This window comes from Variovorax sp. GW821-FHT09D07, assembly GCF_059416345.1.
In genome coordinates this window covers 1-24,226 of record NZ_JBWKOY010000009.1, presented here as the reverse complement: position 1 = coordinate 24,226, position 24,226 = coordinate 1, and the positions used below count along the sequence as shown (strand labels likewise).

General features: G+C 66.6%; 6 protein-coding genes. 2 read left to right on the top strand and 4 right to left on the bottom strand.

Translation table 11 applies throughout. From position 1 onward, the window contains the following. The first annotated feature begins 2 nt into the window (after positions 1-2). Complete coding sequence (locus AC07OX_RS25785; protein ID WP_495260265.1) at positions 3-3,221, top strand: CusA/CzcA family heavy metal efflux RND transporter; 3,219 nt, start codon at positions 3-5, stop codon at positions 3,219-3,221. Beyond that, a complete protein-coding gene (locus tag AC07OX_RS25780; RefSeq protein WP_495260264.1) occupies positions 3,211-4,137 on the top strand; it encodes a cation diffusion facilitator family transporter in 927 nt (308 codons plus the stop codon). The genes AC07OX_RS25785 and AC07OX_RS25780 overlap by 11 nt, the downstream gene beginning before the upstream one ends. 101 nt (positions 4,138-4,238) lie before the next feature. On the opposite strand, the gene AC07OX_RS25775 is transcribed toward AC07OX_RS25780, so the two are convergent. From AC07OX_RS25775 to AC07OX_RS25760, 4 genes are all read right to left on the bottom strand, one after another. Beyond that, complete coding sequence (locus AC07OX_RS25775; RefSeq protein WP_495260263.1) at positions 4,239-9,314, bottom strand: Ig-like domain-containing protein; 5,076 nt, start codon at positions 9,312-9,314, stop codon at positions 4,239-4,241. Positions 9,315-9,634: 320 nt separating this feature from the next. Further along, entirely contained in the window at positions 9,635-14,788 is a 5,154-nt protein-coding gene (locus AC07OX_RS25770) for an Ig-like domain-containing protein (protein WP_495260262.1), read from the bottom strand. 293 nt (positions 14,789-15,081) lie between these two features. Continuing rightward, positions 15,082-20,571 (bottom strand): Ig-like domain-containing protein, encoded by a 5,490-nt coding sequence (locus AC07OX_RS25765; protein WP_495260261.1) that lies wholly within the window; start codon positions 20,569-20,571, stop codon positions 15,082-15,084. A gap of 299 nt (positions 20,572-20,870) precedes the next feature. Continuing rightward, the gene (locus AC07OX_RS25760) at positions 20,871-23,795 is read right to left on the bottom strand and encodes an Ig-like domain-containing protein (RefSeq protein WP_495260260.1); all 2,925 of its coding nucleotides are present in this window, start codon (positions 23,793-23,795) and stop codon (positions 20,871-20,873) included. Between the last annotated feature and the right edge of the window lie 431 nt (positions 23,796-24,226).

Sequence of the window (24,226 nt, the reverse complement as noted above, 5' to 3'; positions counted from 1 at the left end):
GCATGTTCGAACGCATCATCCGCTTCTCCATCGAGCAGCGCTGGCTGATCCTGCTGGCCGTGCTCGGCATGGCGGCGCTCGGCGTCTTCAGCTACCAGAAGCTGCCCATCGACGCCGTGCCCGACATCACCAACGTGCAGGTGCAGATCAACACGTCCGCGCCCGGCTACTCGCCGCTCGAAGCCGAGCAGCGCGTCACGTACCCCATCGAGACCGTCATGGCCGGCCTGCCGGGCCTGCAGCAGACGCGCTCGCTGTCGCGCTACGGCCTGTCGCAGGTCACGGTGATCTTCAAGGACGGCACCGACATCTACTTTGCGCGCCAGCTCGTGAACGAGCGCATCCAGTCGGCGCGCGAGAGCATGCCGCCCGGCGTGTCGCCGGTGATCGGGCCCATCTCGACCGGCCTGGGCGAGATCTACCTGTGGACCGTCGAGACCGAAGAGGGCGCGAAGAAGGCCGACGGCAAGCCCTACACGCCGACCGACCTGCGAGAGATTCAAGACTGGATCATCAAGCCGCAATTGCGCAACGTGCCGGGCGTGACCGAGATCAACTCCATCGGCGGCTACGCCAAGGAGTTCCAGATCGCACCCGACCCCGCCAAGCTGCTGGCGCACGGCCTCACGATGACCGACCTGGTCACCGCGCTGGAGCGCAACAACGCCAACGTGGGCGCGGGCTACATCGAGAAGCGCGGCGAGCAGTACCTCATTCGCGCGCCGGGGCAGGTGAAGTCGGTGGAAGACATCGGCAACGTGATTCTGGGCAACGCCGGCGGCATTCCGCTGCGCGTGTCCGACGTGGCCGAGGTCGGCATCGGCCAGGAGCTGCGCACCGGCGCCGCCACCGACAACGGCCGCGAGGTGGTGCTGGGCACGGTGTTCATGCTCATCGGCGAGAACAGCCGCACCGTCTCGCAGGCGGTCGACAAGAAGATGCAGGAGATCAACCGCACGCTGCCCGCGGGCGTGAAGGCCGTGACGGTGTACGACCGCACCGTGCTGGTCGACAAGGCCATCGCCACCGTGAAGAAGAACCTCTTCGAGGGCGCGGTGCTGGTGGTGGCGATCCTGTTCCTGTTTTTGGGCAACATCCGCGCGGCCATCATCACGGCGACGGTGATCCCGCTGTCGATGCTCTTCACCTTCACCGGCATGGTGAACCAGAAGGTCAGCGCCAACCTCATGAGCCTGGGCGCGCTCGACTTCGGCATCATCATCGACGGCGCCGTGGTGATCGTGGAGAACTGCGTGCGGCGCCTGGCGCATGCGCAGGAGAAACACGGCAGGGCGCTCACGCGCAGCGAGCGTTTCCATGAAGTGTTCGCGGCATCGCAGGAGGCGCGCCGGCCGCTGCTGTTCGGCCAGCTGATCATCATGATCGTGTACCTGCCGATCTTTGCGCTCACCGGCGTCGAGGGCAAGCTGTTCCACCCGATGGCCTTCACCGTGGTGATTGCGCTCTTGGGCGCAATGATTTTGTCGATCACCTTCATCCCGGCCGCCGTGGCGCTGTTCATCGGCAACAAGGTCGCCGAGAAGGAAAACCGTTTGATGCTGTGGGCCAAGCGCGGCTACGCGCCGCTGCTGTCGCGCGCGATGAACGCCAAGCCGCTGGTCATCACCACGGCCGTGGTGGCGGTGGTGCTGTCGGGCCTGCTGGCCACGCGCCTGGGCACCGAGTTCGTGCCCAGCCTGAGCGAGGGCGACTTCGCCATCCAGGCGCTGCGCATTCCGGGCACCAGCCTCACGCAGTCGGTCGAGATGCAAAAGCAGCTCGAGCGCACGCTGAAAGACAAGTTCCCCGAGATCGAGCGCGTGTTCGCGCGCACTGGCACGGCCGAGATCGCGTCCGACCCGATGCCGCCGAACATCTCCGACGGCTACATCATGCTCAAGCCCGAGAGCGAGTGGCCCAAGCCGAAGCGCACGCGGCCCGAGCTGCTGGCCGCCGTGCAGGAAGAGGTCGAGAAGCTGCCGGGCAACAACTACGAGTTCTCGCAACCGATCCAGCTGCGCTTCAACGAGCTGATCTCGGGCGTGCGCAGCGACGTGGCCGTGAAGATCTTCGGCGACGACATGGACGTGCTCAACCAGACTGCGGCGCAGGTGTCGAACGCACTGGGCAAGGTGCCCGGCGCCGCCGAGGTGAAGGTGGAGCAGACCACCGGCCTGCCGATGCTCACCGTGAACATCGACCGCCAGAAGACCGCGCGCTACGGCCTCAACGTGGGCGACGTGCAGGACGCCATTTCGACCGCCGTGGGCGGTCGCGAGGCCGGCACGCTGTTCGACGGCGACCGCCGCTTCGACATCCTCGTGCGCCTGCCCGAGACCCTGCGCACCGACCTGGACGCCATCCGCCGGCTGCCGATCGCATTGCCGAAGGGCGTGGGAGGCGCGGGCGGCGAAGGCCTGCGCACCAGCTTCATCCCGCTGGGCGAGGTGGCCACGCTCGACCTCGCGCCCGGCCCCAACCAGGTCAGCCGCGAAGACGGCAAGCGCCGCATTGTGGTGAGCGCCAACGTGCGCGGGCGCGACCTCGGCTCCTTCGTGGCCGAGGCCGAAGAGGCCATGCGCGCCGTGCGCATTCCGCCGGGCTACTGGACCGTGTGGGGCGGCCAGTACGAGAACCTGGCCTCGGCCACGCAGCGCCTGCAGGTGGTGGTGCCCGTGTCGCTGCTGCTGGTGTTCACGCTGCTGTTCGCCATGTTCGGCAACCTGAAGGACGGGCTGCTGGTGTTCACCGGCATTCCGTTCGCGCTCACGGGCGGCATCGTCGCGCTGTGGCTGCGCGGCATTCCGCTGTCGATCTCGGCGGCCGTGGGCTTCATTGCGCTGTCGGGCGTGGCGGTGCTCAACGGGCTGGTGATGATCTCCTTCATCCGCAACCTGCGCGAAGGCGGCCTGCCGCTGGACGAAGCCATTCGCGAAGGTGCGCTCACGCGGCTGCGCCCCGTGCTCATGACCGCGCTGGTCGCCTCGCTGGGCTTCGTGCCCATGGCCATCGCCACCGGCACGGGCGCCGAAGTGCAGCGCCCGCTGGCCACCGTGGTCATCGGCGGTATCCTGTCGTCGACCGCGCTGACGCTGCTGGTGTTGCCGCTGCTGTACCGCATCGCGCACCGGCGCGATGAAGACGAGGTGCAGGAAGCCAACGCCGAGCAGCAACACGGCGCACCTCTCGATCCCGCACTGCAAGGTTCCCATGGCCCATGAGCATTCACACGCCACAGCCGTTGCTGGTGGCAACGAGAAGGCGCTGCGCTGGGCGCTGGCGCTGACCTCCACCTACCTCGTCGCCGAGGTGATCGGCGGGCTGGTGTCGGGCAGCCTGGCGCTGCTGTCCGACGCGGCCCACATGGCCACCGACACCGTGGCGCTGGCCATCTCGCTGGCCGCCATCTGGCTGGGCAAGCGGCCGGCGGACAAGCGCCGCACCTTCGGCTACTACCGCTTCGAGATCCTGGCGGCCGTGGTCAACGCGGTGCTGCTGTTCTTCGTGGCGATCTACGTGCTCTACGAGGCGTACCGGCGCATCTCGCAGCCGGCCGAAATCCAGTCGACCATGATGCTGCTCGTGGCCATCGGCGGCCTGGTGGTCAACCTCATCGGCATGCGCCTGCTGGCCAGCGGCAAGGACGAGAGCCTCAACGTGAAGGGCGCCTACCTGGAAGTGTGGGCCGACATGCTCGGCTCCGTCGGCGTGATCGTGGGCGCGCTCGTCATCCGTTTCACCGGCTGGGCCTGGGTCGACTCGGTGATCGCCGTCGCCATCGGCCTGTGGGTGCTGCCGCGCACCTGGCGCCTCTTGCGCGAGAGCCTCAACGTGCTGCTCGAAGGCGTGCCCGACGAGATCGACCTGCCCGAGGTCGAGCGCGCGCTGCAGGCCCAGCCGGGCGTGGCCGGCCTGCACGACCTGCATGTGTGGGCGCTGTCCAGCGGCAAGGTGAGCCTGAGCGTGCACGTGGTGTGCACGCCCGACGTGGTCGACCTGGCACCGCTGATGCTGCAGCTGCGCGGCTTGCTGGCCGAGAAGTTCGACATCCACCACTCGACCGTGCAGGTGGAGCGGGTGCCGTGCGAGCAGGCGGGGGAGACTCATGGGTTCGGGCCTGCGGTGACGGCGGGCTGACGCGAGGGCGGGGCACAACAACAAAAAACGCGACAGTCGCACGGGGCAACTGTCGCGTCGGGGGCGGCGCCGATGGGGCGCCGCATGGCCTGTCTGCAGGCTTAGAGGATGGTCACGTGGACCTTGTCTTCGACCAGCAGTTCGGCGGTGCCGGCGAGGTTGGTGTAGACGCTGTAGGTCACGCCGCCGACCGTGGCTGCATTGCCCAGGGTCCAGCTGTCGTTGCCGCTGAGCAGGTTCACATCGCCGTTGGCGCCGTTGACCAGCATCTGCACCTTGCCGTCGGCCGAGACCATGTCGCGCATGCCACCGGCGAGCACGTCGCTGGCGTGCAGGGCCAGCGTGTTGCCGCCAGCGCCCAGGTCGAACTTCTCGAAGCCCTGGATCTTCAGGCCGAAGGCTGTCAGGTCGATGTGCATGGCCTTGCCGTCCATGACCAGGGTGTCGATGCCAAGACCGCCTTCAATGCGCTCGAAGTCGCCGCTGTTGATGCGGATCGTGTCGTCGCCCGAGCCGCCGTGCACCGTGTCGCCCGTGCCGACATTCATGAAGGTGTCGTTGCCGGCGCCGCCGCTGAGGCGGTCGGCGAAGCCGAGCTTGGCGATGATCGTGTCGTCGCCTTGGGTGTAGCCCTGGGTCGAGTGGCTCAGCACCTCGTCATCGGGGAGCGCGTCCGGCATGGCATCCGACGGTGCCTCGAACGTGCCGACCGCGCCGACCAGCGTCGAGTTGGTGACCTTGACGGTCACGCCTTGCTGCACCAGCAGTTCGGCGGCGAGCGACGAGTGCTGGTAGCTGTCGTACGCCACGCCCTGCACCGTAACGCTGCTCTTCTTGACCCAGTCACCCTGGTCAATGCCGCCGGCCAGCAGGTCGTTCAGGTTCACGATGTCACCGGCGTTGCCCTTGACCATCATCTGCACGCGGCTCTTGTCGCCCGTGTAGAACAGGTCGACGCCGCCGTTGTTCAGCACCTCGGCCAGCGACAGGGTCAGCGTGTTGTAGTTGGTGCCCGTGATGTCGATGATCTCCATCGAGCTCAGCTTGGTGCCGACCTTGGTCAGGTCGAGCACGTGCGCGTAGCCCATGAGCTTGAGCGTGTCGATGCCGCTGCCGCCGTGGATGGCCGCGGTGGCCTGGTTGAAGTAGGTCGTCGCGCTGACCGACAGCGACACCACGTCGTCGCCTGCGCTGCCGTAGAAGGTCTCGGGTGCGTAGTCGATCAGGTTCGGGTCGCGCGTTTCGGCCACGTGGTTCACCACCTTCTGGCTGAACGCATCCAGCGTGACGCTCGTGCTCAGCGAGATGACCTTGAACGAGCCGATGTCCGCCAGTTCCGCCGAGGTGTAGGTGAACACCTTGGTGTGGCGCGCGTCGGTGCCGCCGATGAAGTTCTCGGTGTGGATGAGATTGCCCTTCACGTCGAACACCTGGATCTGCGCACCCATGTCGTTGTCGATGCCGGTCAGGCGCAGCGTGAAGTAGTTCGCCGGCTTGTCCAGGGTGAACAGTGCGTTCGCCTGTGCGGTGTCGTTCAGCGTCAGGCCGGCCAATGTCGTTGTCGTCGCGGCCTTGTAGCTCAAGCTGCCCGTGGTCGTGACCTTGAAGCCGGTGCCGGTGTACACGTCGCTCATCGGTGCCTTCTGCAGCGTGTCGCTCACCGCCGTCAGTGCGGCCGTGACCACCACCTCGTAGGGCTTGGACACCGCGCCCAGTGCTCCGTCCTTGCTGATGATCTGTGCGGTGACAGCGAAGTCCTTGGCATAGCCCTGATACGAGTAGGTCACGGTCGAAGGAACGTTGATGGTCGCGATGCCGGTGTTGATGTCCAACTGCGTCAGCACCTGGTCGTAGGTGCTCATGCCCCATTGGATGTGCACCGTGTCGCCGGCCTTGGCACCCGTGCCGGCGAGCGACAGCAGCACCTGCGAGCCGTCGGATGCCTTGGTGGAGGTGTAGATGCCTTCGGCATCTGGAATGCGCACGATGGCCGGCGCCCCTGGCACATCGACCAGAGTCACATCCTTGGCCAATACATCGGCCCCATGCTTGACCCCGTCGCTGATGCGCACCTGGTAAGCCCAGTCGCTGGTGTGCGCCGAAAGATCCACAAAGGCCCAGTTCTTTCCGTTGACCACGGCGTCTTTCCAGGTCTTGCCGCCATCGACGGACACCTGGACCTTGAGGCCCGCAGCCAGAGACATCGACAGCGTGCCGGTGATCGCACGACCGGCGCTGCCGTCGGCCGTGACCGAGTCGCCCGCGACGCCCGTGTCCTTGCTCAGGCTCGAGATCTTCAACAGCTCGCTGGGGGAAGGCTGCTGGATGCCGATATGCAGCTTGGACGTTTGCGAGGTCTCCTTGCTGTCGACCACGGAGTAGCCATAGACCTCCTTGACCGAACTTTCCAGGTTGTATAGGGTGGCGAATTTGGCCGCGTATGAGTAATCCCCGGCCTTGTGATCGGCGGAGTTCTGCATGTAGACCTTCAGCCAGCCGTTGGCGGTGGCGACGGTCAGCAGTCCACTGCTGGCGTCGTAGGCCGCGGAAATGACCTTGCCACTGGCGTTCTCCACGACCAGCTTGTTGTCGTTGGTGACGCGGAACACGCCGCCTTCGAATGTGATCTGGCTCAGGCGTTCCTTGCCGTCCACCGTGATCTTCACGTCGTTGGCCAGCAGGTTTCCGGAAATGGTGTCTGGAACAGCGGAGCCCAGCAGAATTTCCGGCAGCATCTCGGGCGTCGGCATGCCGATCGCCTTGTCGCTGGCCAGCCACTCGAATGAGTAGACGTTGGAGTGGTCCAGCGGGGCGAAGGATATCGGTGTCGAGACGATGGGCATCGCCAACGGGTTTCCATCACCGTCGGGGTCTTTCAACATGGCTTGCCATTTGTCAGCTGTCGCGCGTGAAAGACTGTTGTGTGTATCGCCAAGGATGAAAACCTGGCTCGGCCCTTTCCCCGCAAGATAGTCAGCCTTGATGCTGTTCATGGTTGCCAGCACGGTTGTCTCGTAAGAAGCCGTGGCGTCGGGCCCCAGCGCGTTCACTGCAGCGATGTACTTCAAATAGTCGGCATCGGTTGCGCTGGCGAAGGTGTACTTCGCTGGCGTGTTCGAAGTCATGCTCAGAAGCGTCAGAGTGACGGACTCCCCGACGTCGAGGTAGGCCGTTGCCAGATCCTTCAGGGTCTGCTGGACCGATGCGAGCGGTGCGCCAGCCATGCTGCCTGACGTATCAATCAGCAGGGTGGCGTTGAAGCTTCCCTTGCCGTCAAGCAACTCGCGCGGATGGTCGTCGCCCGTGCTCAGGTCCTTGTCGAGCACGAAGTTGAAGTCATTGGACGGCACGCTGATGTTGCCCGCTGCATCGACGGCCTTCGCGGTCAGCTTGTAAGCGCCGTTTTCCAGCGGCGGATTGGGTTCGAAGGTCCACTGGCCTGCGCCGTCGACCGGGGCACGGCCCAGTTCCACGCCGTTGCCATAGACGATGACCGTGCTGTTCGGTTCGGCCTTGCCACTGATCGCAGGCGTGGCATCGTCGGTGACGCTGCCAGAAACCACGGTGCCGTGGTCCGGGCCTTCGTTGTCGAAGACGCTGTCGATGGTTGGCGCGAGCGGTGCCTTGGCGTCCACCGTGAGATGGAACGCCTCGGAAGGCGCACCGGCAATGCCATCCTTGCCTACGGCGGTGGCGGTCAGGCTGTGGGCTCCGTCGGCCAGAAGCATCGGTGACTTGAAGGTCCAGTGGCCCGATGCGTCGGCCTCCGTCTGGCCGATCACCACGCCGTGGTCCTTGATGATGACGGTGCTGTTGGCCTCGGACGTGCCGCTGATGTCGGGCTGGTTGTCGTCCGTCACGGCACCCGAAAGCAGGTCGCCCGTGATGCTGCCCTGGTCGTCGTACACCTTGTCGATGGTCGCGCCGGCGGTCGGCGTGCGTGCCGGCGAGACGTTGCCTGCGGGATCGATGATCACAGCTTTCGATGGCTGCCCTGCGTCGGCCAGGGAGATCTTGCCGGCGGCGACGTCGGCTCCGGTCAGCACGTGATCGACTTGCCTGTCGCCGAAGAACACGCGCACCGTGTCGCCGGCCTTCGCGTCGGTGGCGTCGAAGTACACATCCACATTGGCACCGTCGGCGAGAAGCTTGATCGGCGTCTTGGGGGCAACGGTGTCCACCACGAGATTCCAGGTGTTGCTCGCGCCGCTGGTCTGGCCCTTGGGGCTGGTGGACGTGGCGGTGATGCCGTGCGTGCCATCAGTCAGACCGACCGTGGGCGTGAAGCTCCAGTTGCCCGAAGCGTCAGCCACGGCCTCGCCCAGGTAGGTGGCGCCGTCGTAGAACTTGACCGTGTGGTTCGCCTGGGCCATGCCCGCCAGCGTCGGCCTGGCGTCATTGGTGGCTTCACCTTGCTGCAGCATGTGCGGCTCGCCCACGTCGTCGAACACGCTGTCGATCACAGGCGCGTTTGGCTTGTCGGTGTTGACGGTCACCTTGTAGCGCCCGGTGGGCATGGTCTCGTTGCCGGCGGCGTCGCGTTCCACGAGCATGAAGGTGTTCAGGCCCGCGGCCAGCGGGGTGTCGACCTGGAAAGTCCACCGGCCGTTCTCGCCGATGATGGCCTGGCCCAGCTCATGGGTGCCGGTGGCGTCTTTCACCATCACGGTGACGGTGTGGCCGGGCGTGCCGTTGCTGATGCCGCTGAGCAGCGGACGCGTTTCATCGGTGGTGCCGCCCGAGATCACGTTGCCCGTGACCCCGCCCACGTTGTCCGTGAAGCCGCTGACGTTCAGCCGGCTGGCGTCGGGCGGGGTGACGTCGATCTCGAAGTTGAAGGCGGGGGAGGGAGCACTCTCGTTGCCATTGGTGTCGAGCCCGGCGACCGTGATGGCATGAAGGCCCTGCAGCAGGTCGGTCGACGGCGTGAAGGTCCACGTGCCGTCGTCGGCCACTTCGGTCGTGCCGATCTCGTTGCCGTTGTCGCGGATGACGATGGTGTCGCCTGGCGTGCCCTGGCCGTAGAAGCCGGGCTGGCGGTCGTCGGTCATACCGCCGGGGGCGATGGGGCTCTGGATGTCGCCGGCGTCGTCGAGGGCGCCGCTCACGATGGCGGGAGGGGCTGCAAAGGTGGTGCTCGGGTGGTCGATGGCGACCTGAGTTTTCTCGGAGGGCATGGAGTTTCTCTGTTCTGAAAAGGAAAGAAAAGACCGCATCGGCGCGCAAATGAACGCAGTGCAAATCAAACGGTCTGGGGGAATGGAGCACTCTAGGAAGAACGGCTCTGCGAGACCATCGGACGAGTCCGAAACCTAAGCGCGAAGGAATAAGTCGGTGCTCAAAGCGCGCACAAAGTCGTGCGGGAAGGCACAACACGGCGTGATGGCCCAGAACTGGGCATCGCCACGTAGCAGAAACAAAAAACGCGACAGTCGCTGGTGGCGGCTGTCGCGTTGTCGGCTGTACCGGCGCGGGTTGCGCCGGTGAGTGCGGTGGCTTACATGAGGGTCACGTGGACCTTGTCTTCGACCAGCAGCTCGGCGGTGCCGGCGAGGTTGGTGTAGACGCTGTAGGTCACGCCGCCGACGGTGGCGTTGCCGCCTTGGCTCCAGCCGTCGTCGCCTGCGCTGCCGCCCAGCAGGTTCACATCGCCATTGGCACCGTTGACCAGCATCTGCACCTTGCCGTCGGCCGTCACCATGTCGCGCATGCCGCCGGCGAGCACGTCGCTGGTGTGCAGCGCCAGCGTGTTGCCGCCCGCACCCAGGTCGAACTTCTCGAAGCCTTGCAGCTTCAGGCCGAAGGCCGCCAGGTCGATGCGCATGGCGGTGCCGTCCATGACGAGGGTGTCGATGCCCAGGCCGCCATCGACGCGCTCGAAGTCGCCGCTGAGCACGTGGATGACGTCGTTGCCCGCGCCACCATGCACCACGTCGCCCGTGCCGACCTTCGTGAAGGTGTCGTTGCCGGCACCGCCTTCGAGACGGTCGGCAAAGCCGAGTCTGGCGATGAGCGTGTCGTCGCCTTGGGTCCAGGCCTGCGTCGCGTGATCGAGCGCACCGTCCGAGACGAGGTCGAGGCTGAAGGCCTTGAGCGCGACGTTGCTGAGCTTGACGGTCACGCCTTGCTGCACCAGCAGCTCGGCGGCGAGCGTGGAGAACTGGTATACGTCGTACGCCACGCCCTGCACGGTGACGCTGCCCTTCTTGATCCAGTCGCCCTGGTCGTTCTTGTTGGGCAGCAGGTCGCTCAGGTTCACGATGTCGCCGGCATTGCCCTTGACCATCATCTGCACGCGGCTCTTGTCGCCCTGGTGGAACAGGTCGAGGCCGCCGTTGTTCAGCACCTCGGCCAGCGACAAGGTCAGCGTGTTGTTGCCTGATCCCGTGAGGTCGATGATTTCCATGGAGCCGAGCTTGCCCGCCGCCTTGGTCAGGTCGAGCACGTGCGAGGCGCCCACGAGCTTCAGGGTGTCGATGCCGCTGCCGCCGTGGATGGCCGCGGTGGCCTGGTTGAAGTAGCTCGCGGCGCTCACCTGCAGCGACACCACGTCGTCGCCCGCGCTGCCGTAGAAGGTCTCGGGTGCGTACTCGATCAGGTTCGGGTCGCGCGTTTCCGCCACGTGGTTCACCACGCGCTGGCTGAACGCGTCGAGCGTCACGCTCGGGCTGAGCGCCGTGACCTGGAACGAGCCGATGTCCACCAGCGCCACCGAGGTGTAGGCAAACACCTTGGTGTGGCGGGCATCGGTGCCGCCGATGAAGTTCTCGGTGTGGATGAGGTTGCCCTTGACGTCGAACACCTGGATCTGCGCACCCGTGGCGTTGTCGATGCCGGTCAGGCGCAGCGTGAAGTAGTTCGCCGGCTTGTCCAGGGTGAACAGGGCGTTGGCCTGCGTGGTGTCGTTCAGTGTGAGGCCGGCCAGTGCCGTCGTGGTCGCGACTGTCTTGGCCAGCGTGCCCGTGGTCGTGACTTTGAAGCCGGTGCCGGTGTACACGTCGCCCACCGGTGCCTTCTGCAGCGTGTCGCCCACCGCCGTCAACGTGGCCGTGCCCACCACCTCGTAGGGCTTGGACACCGCGCCGAGCGCGCCGTCCTTGCCGATGATCTGCACGGTGACCGCGAAGTCCTTGGCCGCGCCCTGGTACGAGTAGGTCACGGTCGCCGGCACCTTGAGGGTGGCGGTGCCATTGGTGATGTCGGCCTGCGTCAGCACCTGGTCGTAGGTGCTCATGCCCCACTGCACATGCACCTTGTCGCCGGCCTGGGCGCCGGTGCCGGCGAGCGACACGTTCACCAGCGAACCGTCTTGCGCCTTCGTGGTGGTGTAGATGCCTTCGGCCTCCGCAATGCGCGTGATGACGGGGGCCCCGGGCGCGTCGAGCAGCGTGACTTCGCGCTCGACCACCGGGCTGCTGTGCCCCTGGCCGTCGCTCACGCGCGCCTGCACGCGCCAGTCGCCGCCGTGCGCCTGGGTGTCCACGAAGGCCCAGGCCTTGCCGTTGACCACGGCGTCGTGCCAGGTCTGGCCGCCGTCGACCGACACCTGGACCTTCAGGCCGGCGGGCAGGGCGCCGCTGAGGCTGCCCGTGAGCACGCGGCCCGCGCTGCCGTCGGCGGTCACGAAGTCGGTGGCGATGCCGCTGTCCTTGCCCAGGCTGTCGAGGGTGAGCGTCGTGCCCACGCCCAGCGTGACCGTCACGCCCTGCTGCACCAGCAGGTCGGCGCCGAAGCCCGAGTGCGCGTACACGGTGTAGACCACGCCGTCGAGGGTGACGGTGCCGTTCTCGACCCAGTCGCCCGGGAAGGTGCCGTCGGGCAGCAGGCCGCTCAGCGCGACCGCGTCGCCGGCATTGCCCTTGACCAGCATCTGCACGCGGCCGTTGGCCACGAACTGGTCAACCGCGCCGTTCTCCATCACGTTGGCGAGCGACAGGTTGAGCGTGTTGTTGCCCGTGCCGGTGAGGTCGACGACCTCGACCGAGCTGAGCTTCGCGCCGAGCGCGACCAGGTCCAGCGTCTGGTTGGCGCCGGTCAGGTTCAGGGTGTCGAGCCCGCCGTTGCCGGCAATGCCCGAGTCGCTGAAGTCGGCCACGGCCCCTACCTTGAAGACGTTGTTGCCCGCATCGCCGTTCAGCACGGCTGCGCTGTCGGCCGTGAGCGTGAACACGCCCGTCGTGGCGACCTTGCCGCTGCTGGAGATCTGGATGTTGTCGATCCACAGCTGGTCGTTGCCCCGCTGCCCCGCGTTGTAGTAAGTGACGATCTCGAACCTGGAGAACGACTTGCCGGTCGACGCGACATCGATGTTGATGGTGCCGTTCAGGGGCGCCATGCTGGCGCTGTGCAGCAGGCTGCCGTCCTTGGCGTACAGCCGGATGGTGGCGTAGTTGTTGTTGTCGCCGATGTAGAAGCTGAGCTTGTCGCCCACCAGGCCGCCGTCGAGCGACACGCGGATGCTGCCGGCGACCCAGAGCGCGTTCGAGTACGGCTTCTGGTGCATGTAGGGGGTGTAGTAGCTGGAATACAGGCCTTGCGGATAGGTCATGCCGTTGACCGAGCCGCCGCTGGAGGACAGGCTGTAGAAAGTCAGGCTTCCGAGCTTGTAGGAGGCACCCGTCGGCAGGCTGATCGCGCCGGTGACGGCGTTGAAGTTCTCCAGGTACACCGATTCGCGCAGCGACTCGGCCGACACGTTGCCGGCCTTGTCCACCAGGCCGGCGGTGGTCTGGCTGCCCAGTGCGAAGGGCGCGTTGATGACGACGCGCCCGGCCGCCACGTCCGCGGCCGTCAGCACGTGGTCGTAGCGCTTGTCGCCTTGGGTCAGGGTGATGCGGCCACCGACTTCCGCGTTGGCCTTGTCGAACGCCACCGTGGCCTGCGAGCCGTTGATCGTCATCGCGGTCGGGGCTGCGGGTGCGGTGGTGTCCAGGGCCACGGTGTGCGAGTTCGTGGCGCCGGTGTTGCCCGCCGCGTCGACCACGCGTGTGTGCACCGTCCACCCGCTGGTGTGGGCGTGGTCGTCCTGCGCGCTCCACTTGTCGCCCGTGACGATGGCCGGCTTCCAGGTGGTGCCGCCGTCGGTCGACACCTGCAGGGTCTCGCCCGCGCCCAGGGGCGCCGACAGGCTGCCGCGCATCAGGCGGCCCGCGCTGCCGTCGTTGGTGAGGAAGTCGCTGTCGCTCGTGCCGCTGTCCTTGCCGAGGGCGGTGAGCGTGGCGGTCTGCGTCGGCGCCGTCGTGTCCACGGTGAAGCCGAACGGGTCGGACGGTGCGCTGGTGTTGCCCGCCCGGTCGATGGTGGCCACCGTGATGCGGTGCGGGCCTTCGCTCAGCGCCGTGGTCGGCGTGAACGTCCAGTGGCCCGAGGCGTCGGCCGGCACGCGGCCGATCTCCACGCCGTCGTCGTACACGACGACGGTGCTGTTGGCCTCGGCCGTGCCGGTGAAGGCGGGGCGTGTGTCGTCGGTGGTCGCGCCGTCGGCCATCTGGGGGGTGACGATGCTGCCCACGTCGTCGGCCACCGACACGATGACCGGTGCCTGCGGCGGCGTGGTGTCGACCACGAAGTCCCAGGCGTTGCTGGCGTCGCTGGTCTGGCCCAGCGGGCTGGTGGACGTGGCTGTGATGTGGCGCGGCCCGTCGGGCAGCGCGGCCGTGGGCGTGAACGTCCAGCGGCCGTTGGCATCGGCCATCACCTCGCCCAGGAAGGTGGCGCCGTCGTAGAGCTTGACCGTGTGGTTCGCCTGCGCCGTGCCGGCCAGGGCTGGCCGGGCGTCGTCGGTCACTTCGCCCTGCTGCAGCATGTGCGGCGTGCCCACGTCGTCGTACACGCTCTCGATCACGGGCGGCGGGGGCGCGTCGGTGTTGACCGTCACGCGGTACGGCGCCGTGAGTGCGGTCTCGTTGCCCGCCGCGTCCTTCTCGTAGACACGGATCACGTTCAGGCCCGGAGCCAGCGGCGGGTCGACCTGCAGCGTCCAGCGGCCGCCTTCGCCGATGGTGGCGTGGCCCAACTCACGTTCGCCGCTGGCGTCCTTCACCATCACGATGACGACGTGGCCGGGCACGCCGGAACTGGCGCCGCTGATCACCGGGCTCGCGTCGTCGGTGGTGCCGCCCGAGGCCACGTTGCCGGTGACGCTGCCCACGGCGTCCGCGACGCCGGTGATGCTCAATTGGCTGGCGTCGGGCGGGGTCACGTCGATCTCGAAGTTGAACGCAGCGGAGGGCTCGCTCTCTTCGCCGGCCGCGTTGCGTGCGACGACCGTGATGGCGTGCAGGCCCTCGAGCAGGTCGGTCGATGGCGTGAATTCCCACTGGCCGTTCTCGGCGACTTCGGTGATGCCGATCAGCACGCCGTGGTCGCGGATGAGGATGGTGTCACCCGGCGTGCCCTGGCCGTGGAAGTCGGGCTGGCGGTCGTCGGTGACGCCGCCGTGGGCAATCGGGTCCTGGATGTCGCCGGCGTTGTCGAGGGCGCCGTCGATCACGGGACGGGTCGGCGCGCTGCGGCCGGTGCCGGCTTCGAATGGTGCGCGTTCGTCAGCGGGCATCGGCGACGAGGCGGTGGTCCATCCGTCTGCACGCACCGTGCGGTCGATGTTCTTGTTGTTGTCGTCGAGGGCGACGTTTGTTCTCGGGGAGGCCATGCAGTTCCTGTGTTCTCAAAGGGGGGCGACCGGATCGGCGTGCTCATGCGCGCGCTTCGATCACGGTCTGGGGGAGCGGGCACTCTAGGGAGGCGCAGCGGGCAAGGCCATGGGACGAGTCTGAAAGACAGGCACGAAGGCATAGGCCGGCGCCGAAGCGCGAACAAAGTCGCGGGCGAAGGCACAAGGGCGAACGGGGCTGCTGTCCGGAAAGAAAAAACGCGACAGTCGCACGGGGCAACTGTCGCGTTGGGGGCGGCGCCGATGGGGCGCCGCGTGGCCTGTCTGCAGGCTTAGAGGATGGTCACGTGGACCTTGTCTTCGACCAGCAGCTCGGCGGTGCCTGCGAGGTTGGTGTAGACGCTGTAGGTCACGCCGCTCACCGTGGTGTTGCCGCCCTGGGTCCAGCTGTCGTTGCCGCCCAGCAGGGTCACATCGCCGTTGGTGCCGTTGACCAGCATCTGCACCTTGCCGTCGGCCGAGACCATGTCGCGCATGCCACCGGCGAGCACGTCGCTGGCGTGCAGTGCCAGCGTGTTGCCGCCCGCGCCCAGGTCGAACTTCTCGATGCCCTGGATCTTCAGGCCGAAGGCCGTCAGGTCGATGTGCATGGCCTTGCCGTCCATCACCAGGGTGTCGATGCCCAGGCCGCCTTCGACGCGTTCGAAGTCGCCGCTGTTGATGCGGATCGTGTCGTCGCCTGCACCACCATGGACCGCGTCGCGGGTGCCGACGTTGGTGAAGGTGTCGTTGCCGGTGCCGCCGCTCAGCCGGTCCGCGAAGCCGAGTTTGGCGATGAGCGTGTCGTCGCCATGGGTGTAGCCTTGGGTCGAGTGGCTCAGCACCTCGTCATCGGGGAGGGCGTCCGGCATGGCATCCGACGGTGCTTCGAACGTGCCGACCGCACCGACCAGCGTCGAGTTGGTGACCTTGACGGTCACGCCTTGCTGCACCAGCAGCTCGGCGGCGAGCGACGAGTGCTGGTAGCTGTCGTACACCACACCGCCCAGCGTGATCACGCCGACCTTCTTTACCCAGTCGCCCTGGTCGATGCCGCCGGCCAGCAGGTCGCTCAGGTTCACGATGTCGTCGGAACTGCCCTTGATCATCATCTGCACGCGGCTCTTGTCGCCCTTGTAGAACAGGTCGACGCCGCCGTTGTTCAGCACCTCGGCCAGCGACAGCGTCAGCGTGTTGTAGTAGCTGCCCGTGATGTCGATGACCTCGATGGAGCTGAGTTTGCCTCCCACCTTGGTCAGGTCGAGCACGTGTCCGTAGTTCTCGAGCTTCAGCGTGTCGATGCCGCTGCCGCCGTGGATACCCGCCGTGGCCTGGTTGAAGTAGGTCGTAGCGCTGACCGACAGCGACACCGCGTCATCTCCAGTGCCGCCGTAGAAGGTCTCGGGTGCGTACTCGATCAGATTCGGGTCGCGCGTTTCCGCCACGTGGTTCACCACCTGCTGGCTGAACGCGTCCAGCGTCACGCTCGTGCTCAGCGAGATGACCTTGAACGAGCCGATGTCCACCAGTTCGGCCGAGGTGTAGGTGAACACCTTGGTGTGGCGGGCATCCGTGCCGCCGATGAAGTTCTCGGTGTGGATGAGGTTGCCCTTCACGTCGAACACCTGGATCTGCGCACCCATGGCGTTGTCGATGCCGGTCAGGCGCAGCGTGAAGTAGTTGGCCGGCTTGTCCAGGGTGAACAGGGCGTTGGCCTGCGTGGCGTCGTTCAGCGTGAGACCTGCCAGCGCCGTCGTGGTCGCGGCCGTCTTGGCCAGCGTGCCCGTGGTCGTGACCTTGAAGCCGGTGCCCGCGTACACGTCACCGACCGGCGCCTTTTGCAGGGTGTCGCTCGCGCCCGTCAGGGCCGCCGTGCCCACTACGTCGTAGGGCTTGGACACAGCACCGATCGCACCATCCTTGCCGATGATCTGCGCGGTGACCGCGAAGTCCTTGGCCGCACCCTGGTAGGAGTACGTGACTGTCGAGGGCACGTTGATCGTGGCCAGACCGGTGTTGATGTCCAGCTGTGTCAGCACCTGGTCGTAGGTGCTCATGCCCCACTGGATGTGCACGGTGTCACCGGCCTTGGCACCCGTGCCGGTGAGCGACAGCGCCACCTGCGAGCCGTCCTGGGCCTTCGCCGTGGTGTAGGTGCCTTCGGCGTCCGCAATGCGCAGGATGGCGGGCGCTGCCGCCGGGGCCGTCCACGTCATGTCCTGGCTGGTCAGCACGCCGCTGGTGTGGCCCTTGTCGTCGACGATGCGGGTCTGGATCTTCCAGTCGCCCGGGTGTGCCTGCATGTCGACGAAAGCCCAGTGGCCGCCGTTCAGCGTCGCGTTGTGCCAGCTGGCGCCACCGTCGGTCGACACCTGCAGCGACAGGCCGCTGCCCAGCGGGGCCTTGAGGGTGCCGGCAATGAGGCGGCCGGCGCTGTCGTCCGCGGTGGCGTGGTTGCCGGCCACCCCTTCGTCCTTGCCCACCAGGGTCACGGTGACCGCGTCGGCGCCGAGCGCCGGCGCCTTGTCGGTGATGTACAGCTTCGACGTCTGGCTCTCGCCCTTGCTGTTGACGGCGGTGTAGCCATAGACGTACTCGATGTCGTCCACCAGCTGCAGCGTGTCGCTCGCATACTTGCGGAAGATGTAGTCGCCTGCGGCATGGCCACTCGCGGTCTTCATGTACACGGTGAGTTGCCCCGCATCGGTGCGCAGTGTCAGCACACCGGACGCCGCGTCGTAGAGCGCGGTGACCTTGCCGCTGGGGTTGTCCACCACCAGCTTGTCCGCGGCGGTGATGCGGAACACCTCGTTGCCGATGGTGAACTGGCTGATCTTCGACTGGGCGTCCATGACCACCTGCGTGTCGTTCTCCAGCAGGCTGCCGTAGGCCCAGGCCACGAACATCTGGTCGATCACCGTGTCTTTCAGCTTGGCCGGATCGGCGACGGCCACCGTCGTTCCGCTGGTCGACACCTGGTTCAGGGCGGCCAGGCCGGCGTCCGAGCCGATGGCCACCGTGGTGACCTCGATCTGGTTCGCCGTCGCCGTCTTGCCGTCCGGGTCGCTCATCAAGGCCTGCCATTGCTTCAGCGTTGCGGCGCTGGTGGCGTAGGGGTAGGGGTGGCCGTCCGACAGGAAGAACACCTGTTTCGTCTTGAACGGGTTATTGCCCGCAGCCGCGTACTCCGCCTTGATGACTTGGCTTGCCAGGGTCAGCGCAGCATCGAAGTTGGTGGTTTCGCTGCGCGAGACCGTCGAATCGATGGCCGCGAGCAGCTTGATGTAGTTCGGGTCTTTCTCGCCGTTGAAGGTGAAGGTTCCCTCGTGGGTCGCGCTGCTCCCGAACGCGATCAGGCTGAACGTCGCCGGCACGTTCATCTTGGCGTACGCCTCGGCCAGCGCCCGCATGGACTGGACCTGGTTCGCGCTCTTGGCCCCCGCCATGCTGCTGGAAACGTCCGCAACGAAGGTCACGCTGATCGACTTCTTGCTTTCGAGCAGGCTGGCGTAGTCGTCGCCGCTGTTGTCCACGCTGAAATCGATCGCCTTGGAGGGCGCGCTGCTGTTGCCCGCCGCGTCGACGACCGTGTGGCTGAAGCTGTGCTGGCCGAGGTCCAGCGGCACGGAAGGCGTGAATGTCCAGTCGCCTGTGTCGTTGGTCTGCGTGTGGCCGATTTCCTTGCCGTGGTCGTAGATGAAGACGGTGGTGTTCGGCTCGGCCTTGCCCGAATACGTCGGAGTGATGTCATCGGTGACGGAACCATGGGAAATGGGGCCTTGAATCGCCCCGGCGTCGTCAGTCAGTACAGCGTCCGACGCTGAAGGCGCCGTGTAGTCGGTGCTCAGCACAAACTCGCTGGAAGGCGCGCTCACGTTGCCTGCCTTGTCGGTGGCAGTGACCGTGAACTTGTGTTCACCCTCGGCCAGCGGCGACGTCGGCGTGCAGTTCCAGTTGCCGCTGCTGTCGGCCACGACCGTGCCGAGCTTGATCGCACCGTCGTACACCGTCACGGTGCTGCCGGGCTCGGCCTTGCCCGCCAGCGTGGGCGAGGGGTCGTCGGTCACGCCGCCGTTGGGCAGCAGGCCCTGCTTGCTGCCCACGTCGTCGACCGCCGTGTCGATGGTCGGCGTGTTCGGTGCCACGGTGTCGATCGTGAAGCCGAAGACCGGCGTCGGGTTGCTCACGTTGCCCGCCAGGTCGGTGGCGGTGGCGGTGATGTTGTGCCGGCCCTGGGCCATGTCGGTCAAGGGCGTGAAACTCCATGTGCCATCGGCTTGCACGACGGCGCTGCCCAGGAAGTACCCGCTGGCATACACCTTGATGGTGCTGCCGGCCTTGCCCGAGCCCTGGATCTCGGGGCGCAGGTCGTCGGTCAGGCCGTCGGCCGCGATCGGGCCCTTGACGCTGCCCTGATCGTCCATGACCCGGTCGATCGACACCGTCACATTCTTGGTGTCGATGACGAGGTTCAAAGGCTCGCCCTGGCCGCTGCTGTTGCCTGCAGGGTCCACCACCCCGGTGGTCAGCGCGTGCGGGCCGTCCGCCAGCGGCGTGATCGGCGTGAACGTCCAGTCGCCGTGGGCGTCGACCGGTGCATCGCCGATCTTCACGCCGTTGTCGTACACGTTCACCGTCGCGCCGGGCTCCGCCTTGCCGTTGAGGGTGGGCTTGTTGTCGTCGGTGGTATCGCCGTTCGAGAGAGGGCCGGTCTTGCTGCCCACGTCGTCGATCACCTCCAGGCCCGTGACCTGGCCGGGGGGCTGCGTGTCCACCGAGAAATTCCAGATGCCGGTCGCATCGCTGGTCTGGCCCAGCGCGTTGGTCGCGGTGGCGGTGATGTCGTGCGGGCCATCGGCCAGCGGGACGTCGGGCGTGAAGTGCCAGGTGCCGGTGGGGTCGGTCACGGTCTCGCCCAGGTAGGTGCCGTGGTCGTAGACCTTGACCGTGGTGCCTGCCTGTGCCGTGCCGATGATGGTGGGCCTGGCGTCGTCGGTCACTTCGCCCTTTTGCAGCATGTGCACCTCACCCACGTCGTCCTTGACGTTCTGGATCGACGGAACCTCCGGACGCCCTGTCTCCACATTCACCTGGTAGCGCCCGGTGGGCGCGGTCTCGTTGCCGGCGGCGTCGCGCTCCACGAGCATGAAGGTGTTCAGGCCCGCGGCCAGCGGGGTGTCGACCTGGAAGGTCCATTGGCCGTTCTCGCCGATGGTGGCCAAGCCCAGTTCATGGGTGCCGGTGGCGTCTTTCACCATCACGGTGACGGTGTGGCCGGGCGTGCCGTTGCTGATGCCGCTGAGCAGCGGGCGTGTTTCGTCGGTGGTGCCGCCCGAGATCACGTTGCCGGTGACCCCGCCCACGTTGTCCGTGAAGCCGCTGACGTTCAGCCGGCTGGCGTCGGGCGGGGTGACGTCGATCTCGAAGTTGAAGGCGGGCGAAGGCGTGCCCTCGTTGCCGCTGTCGTCGCGCGTGACGATGGTGATGGCGTGCTGGCCTTCGAGCAGGTCGGTCGAGGGCGTGAAGGTCCAGTTGCCGTTGGCGTCGACCTCGGTGGTGCCGATCTCGGTGCCGTTGTCGCGAATGACGATGGTGTCGCCTGGCGTGCCCCGGCCGCCAAATTCGGGCTGGCGGTCGTCGGTGACGCCGCCGTGGGCGATGCTGCCCAGGATGTCGCCGGCGTCGTCGGCGGCGCTGCCCACATGAGGAGGCGGGGGCGCAAAGGTCGATGCGAGGTCGATGTTCTGGGAAAGGGCGACGCTGTTCGTCTGCTCGGAGGCCATGGAATTCCTGTGCTCTGAAATGAAGAAACCAGACCGCATCGGCATGCGAGCGAACGCAATCCGATCGTGGGGTCTGGTGGGGTAGGGCACTCTAGAAAGAAGCCCTGTGCAAGGCCATCGGACGAATCTGAAAGCGGCACGCGAAGAAGTCAGTCGGCGCTGAAAGCGCGAACAAAGTCGTGCCGAAGGGCACAAGGCGATGTGTTGCCAGGCAGAAATGAAAAAACGCGACAGCTGCACGGGGCGGCTGTCGCGTTGTCGGCTGCACGCGGCGCTGGGTGCGCCGGCGAGTGGGAGGCCTAAAGGATCGTCACGTGGACCTTGTCCTCGACCAGCAGCGCGGTGCCGGCGAGGTTGGAGTAGACGTGGTCGGCGGTGCCGCTCACCGTGGCATCGCTGCCGTGGACCCCGCCGCCGTCGAGCGGGTCGACCTCGCCGTGGGTGCCGGTGGCCTGCATCTGCACCGTGCCGTCGGGGGACACCGGGTTCTGCGCGCCCTGCGCCGTCTTCAGGTCGAGGGCCGACAGGTCGATGTGCATGGCCTTGCCGTCCATCACGAGGGTGCCGACGCCCAGGCCGCCAGGGACGCGCCCGAAGTCGCCGTCGCCATGGAGGCGGACGGTGCCGTCACCCGCGCCGTCTTCCAGCCGGTCTGCATAACCGAATCGGGCGATGTGTGTTTCATCGCTGTCGGCGAGCGTTGGTGTTGCCCCGGGTCCGGCATCGCTGAACGTGTCGGAGGTGTTTTGCAGGTTGACCGTTACGCCCTGCTGCACCAGTAGTGCCGCGTCGAAGCCCGAGTGCGCGTACTCCTCGTAGACCACGCCGTCGATGGTCACGTGGGCGCCCCTCACCCAGTCGCCGGGGTCGGTGTCGTTGGGCAGCGCGTCCGACAGCGTCACCGCGTCGCCGGCGTCGCCCTTGACCAGCATCTGCACGCGGCCGTTGGCAACGAACTGATCGACCGCGCCGTTCTCCAACACGTCGGCCAGCGACAGCTTCAAGGTGTTGTCGCCCGTGCCAGTGAGGTCGATGACTTCGACGCCGCTGAGCTTGCCCGTGACCGAGCTCAGGTCGAGGGTCTGGTCCGCGCCGGTCAGGGTGAGGGTGTCGAGTCCCTCGTTGCCGATGACCTTCGCATGGCTGCCCTCGAAATACGACACGTCGGGGACCAGGAACACGTCGTCTCCCGCCCCGCCGTAGTGGACGTCGGAGCCTGCCTGGATTTCCTGCAGGGTGGGGATGTCCACCAGTTCAGGGTGCTGGTACAGCCCGGCGAGGGACACGTTGTCGACCTCGATCCAGTCGGTCTCGATGCCGTCGACGAGCCCGGTCCGGATGTCGAAGGAGGCAAAGGAAAGCCCGTCGGGCATGATGAATTTCGAGTGTCCATCGGCCGGAAGACTGTGGCTTTCTCCGAAGGTGCCTTCGAAGATGACCATGCCCGATGCGTCGTAGAAGGTGACCGACTGCGTGGCTTGGGAGTGCCGCCAGTCGAACTCGATGGCGTTGTAGGTGTTGCCCTTCAGTGAAGCGTTGGTCGTGCCGCTGATGTGCCATGCCTGCCCGTGGTCGGGGGAGGCGCTGTCGAAAACGCCGTTGTTCGACGAAGCGTCGACCGCCGCATCTTTTCTTGTCAGGAGCAGCACACCGGCATCGGCTGTTTGTCCCGGTGCAAGTTGAACTGTCTCACCGGCATCGAAATCCTCCTGTTCGGCGTTCGATCGGATCACCAGGTAGGGCGAATGATTTCCCGCTGCGCTGACCACCGACGCGGCCAGATTCAGTGAGACGTCGGTCACCGCAACGATGGCCTGGCCTGCCGCCATGTCTGCCACCGTCAACAGGTAGTCCACGTTCTGCTTGCCGTTGAGCAGGTGAATGCGGTCGCCCGGCGACACCGCGGCCTTGTCGAAGCTCACGGTCACTTGCCCGTTGCCCAGCGCGACCGCAGTGGGCGCGTGGGGCGTGGCGGTGTCCAGGGTCACCGCCTGCGAGCTCACCGGTCCCACGTTGCCGGCCAGGTCCACCACGCGCGTCTGCACCGTCCAGTCGCCCGCATGGCTGTGGTCGTCCTGGGCGCTCCATTCGGTGCCGCTCACGAAGGCGGTCTTCCAGGTCTGGCCGCCGTCGGTGGACACCTGCAAGGTCTCGCCGGCCGCGAGCGATGCGCTCAGGCGGCCCGTCATGAGGCGCCCCGCGCTGCCGTCGTTGGTGGCGTGGTCGTCGGCGTTCATGCCGCTGTCCTTGCCGATGCCCGAGACGGTGGGGGTCTGCGTGGGCGCCAGGGTGTCGACCTCGAAGTGCCAGCCGTTGCTCGCGTCGCCGGTCTGGCCCACCGGGCCGGTGGCCGTGGCGGTGATGTGGTGCGCACCCTCGCTCAGGTTGTCTTTGGGCGTGAACGCCCAGGTGCCGTCGGCGCCGGTCTGGGTGGTGCCCAGGACGGTGGTGCCGTCGTGGAACGTCACGGTATGGCCGGGCTGGGCCGTGCCGTGCAGGGTCGGCCGGGCGTCGTTGGTGACCTCGCCGGGGGCCAGCATGTGGGGCACGCCCACGTCGTCGTAGACGTGCTCGATCACCGGGGGCGTCGGCTTGCTGGTGTCGATGGTCACCTGGTAGCGCCCCGTCGGCGCCGTCTCGTTGCCCGCCGCGTCCTTCTCCACGAGCGTGAAGGTGTTCAGGCCCGCGGCCAGTGGCGCCATGACCTGCAGCGACCACTGGCCGTTGTCGCCGACGACGGCTTCGCCCAGCGCATGGGTGCCGGTGCTGTCCCGGACCATCACCGTGACGGTGTGGCCAGGCTGTCCGGTGCTCGTGCCGGTGAGCAGCGGGCGCGTGTCGTCGGTGGTCTTGCCGGCGGCCACGTTGCCGGTGATGCCGCCCACGGTGTCGAGGACGCCGGTGATGGACAGCTTGCTGGCGTTGGGTGGCGTGACGTCGATCTCGAAACTGAACGGGCCCGAAGGCTCGCTCTCGTTGCCGGCGGGGTCGCGCGCCACGATGGTGATGACGTGGTGGCCTTCATTCATGTCGGTCGACGGCGTGAAGGCCCATTGGCCATCTTCGTCCACGACGGTCTGGCCGATCTCGACGCCGTGGTTCCTGATGAGGATGGTGTCGCCCGGCGTGCCCTGGCCCTGGAACTCGGGTTGGCGATCGTCCGTGACGCCGCCGGAGGCGAGGGTGCCCATGATGTCGCCTGCGTCGTCGATGACGCTGTCCATGGTGGGCGGCTGTGGCGCGAAGAGCCGTGCGCTTGCGGTCTGATTTGCGGTCTGATCGATGCTCGGGCTGTTGTCGATGAAGACGTTTGCCTTGTTGGATGCCATGCAGTTCCTATGCTCTGAAAGGGGGAAGAAAGATCGGATCGGGCAGCGAATTCACGCTGTTCGATCCGGCGGCCCGGGCGTCAGGAACTCTAGGAAGAACAGGGGAGCGGAACCATCGGACGGGTCCGATAAAAGCCGGAGCGAGCGATGCGGGCGCGAGCGCGCCCTTCGCGCATCGGCGAAGCAGAAAGTCTTCGGTGAAAGCCGCCGCGCGAGAACCGGCGGCGGGGAGGCTAGGGCCTGTTCACCCTATTTCTAGCGTCGCGTTGGCTGGCAAAGGGGCTGGCTGCAAGGCGCCCGTGCGCAGCAAGGCTGAAGCCTTGCAA

Excerpts from the sequence above, each read along its gene's own strand:
- AC07OX_RS25785 (WP_495260265.1), top strand. The coding sequence starts at position 3 with ATGTTCGAACGCATCATCCGCTTCTCCATCGAGCAGCGCTGGCTGATC.
- AC07OX_RS25780 (WP_495260264.1), top strand. The coding sequence starts at position 3,211 with ATGGCCCATGAGCATTCACACGCCACAGCCGTTGCTGGTGGCAACGAG.
- AC07OX_RS25775 (WP_495260263.1), bottom strand. The coding sequence starts at position 9,314 with ATGCCCTCCGAGAAAACTCAGGTCGCCATCGACCACCCGAGCACCACC.
- AC07OX_RS25770 (WP_495260262.1), bottom strand. The coding sequence starts at position 14,788 with ATGGCCTCCCCGAGAACAAACGTCGCCCTCGACGACAACAACAAGAAC.
- AC07OX_RS25765 (WP_495260261.1), bottom strand. The coding sequence starts at position 20,571 with ATGGCCTCCGAGCAGACGAACAGCGTCGCCCTTTCCCAGAACATCGAC.
- AC07OX_RS25760 (WP_495260260.1), bottom strand. The coding sequence starts at position 23,795 with ATGGACAGCGTCATCGACGACGCAGGCGACATCATGGGCACCCTCGCC.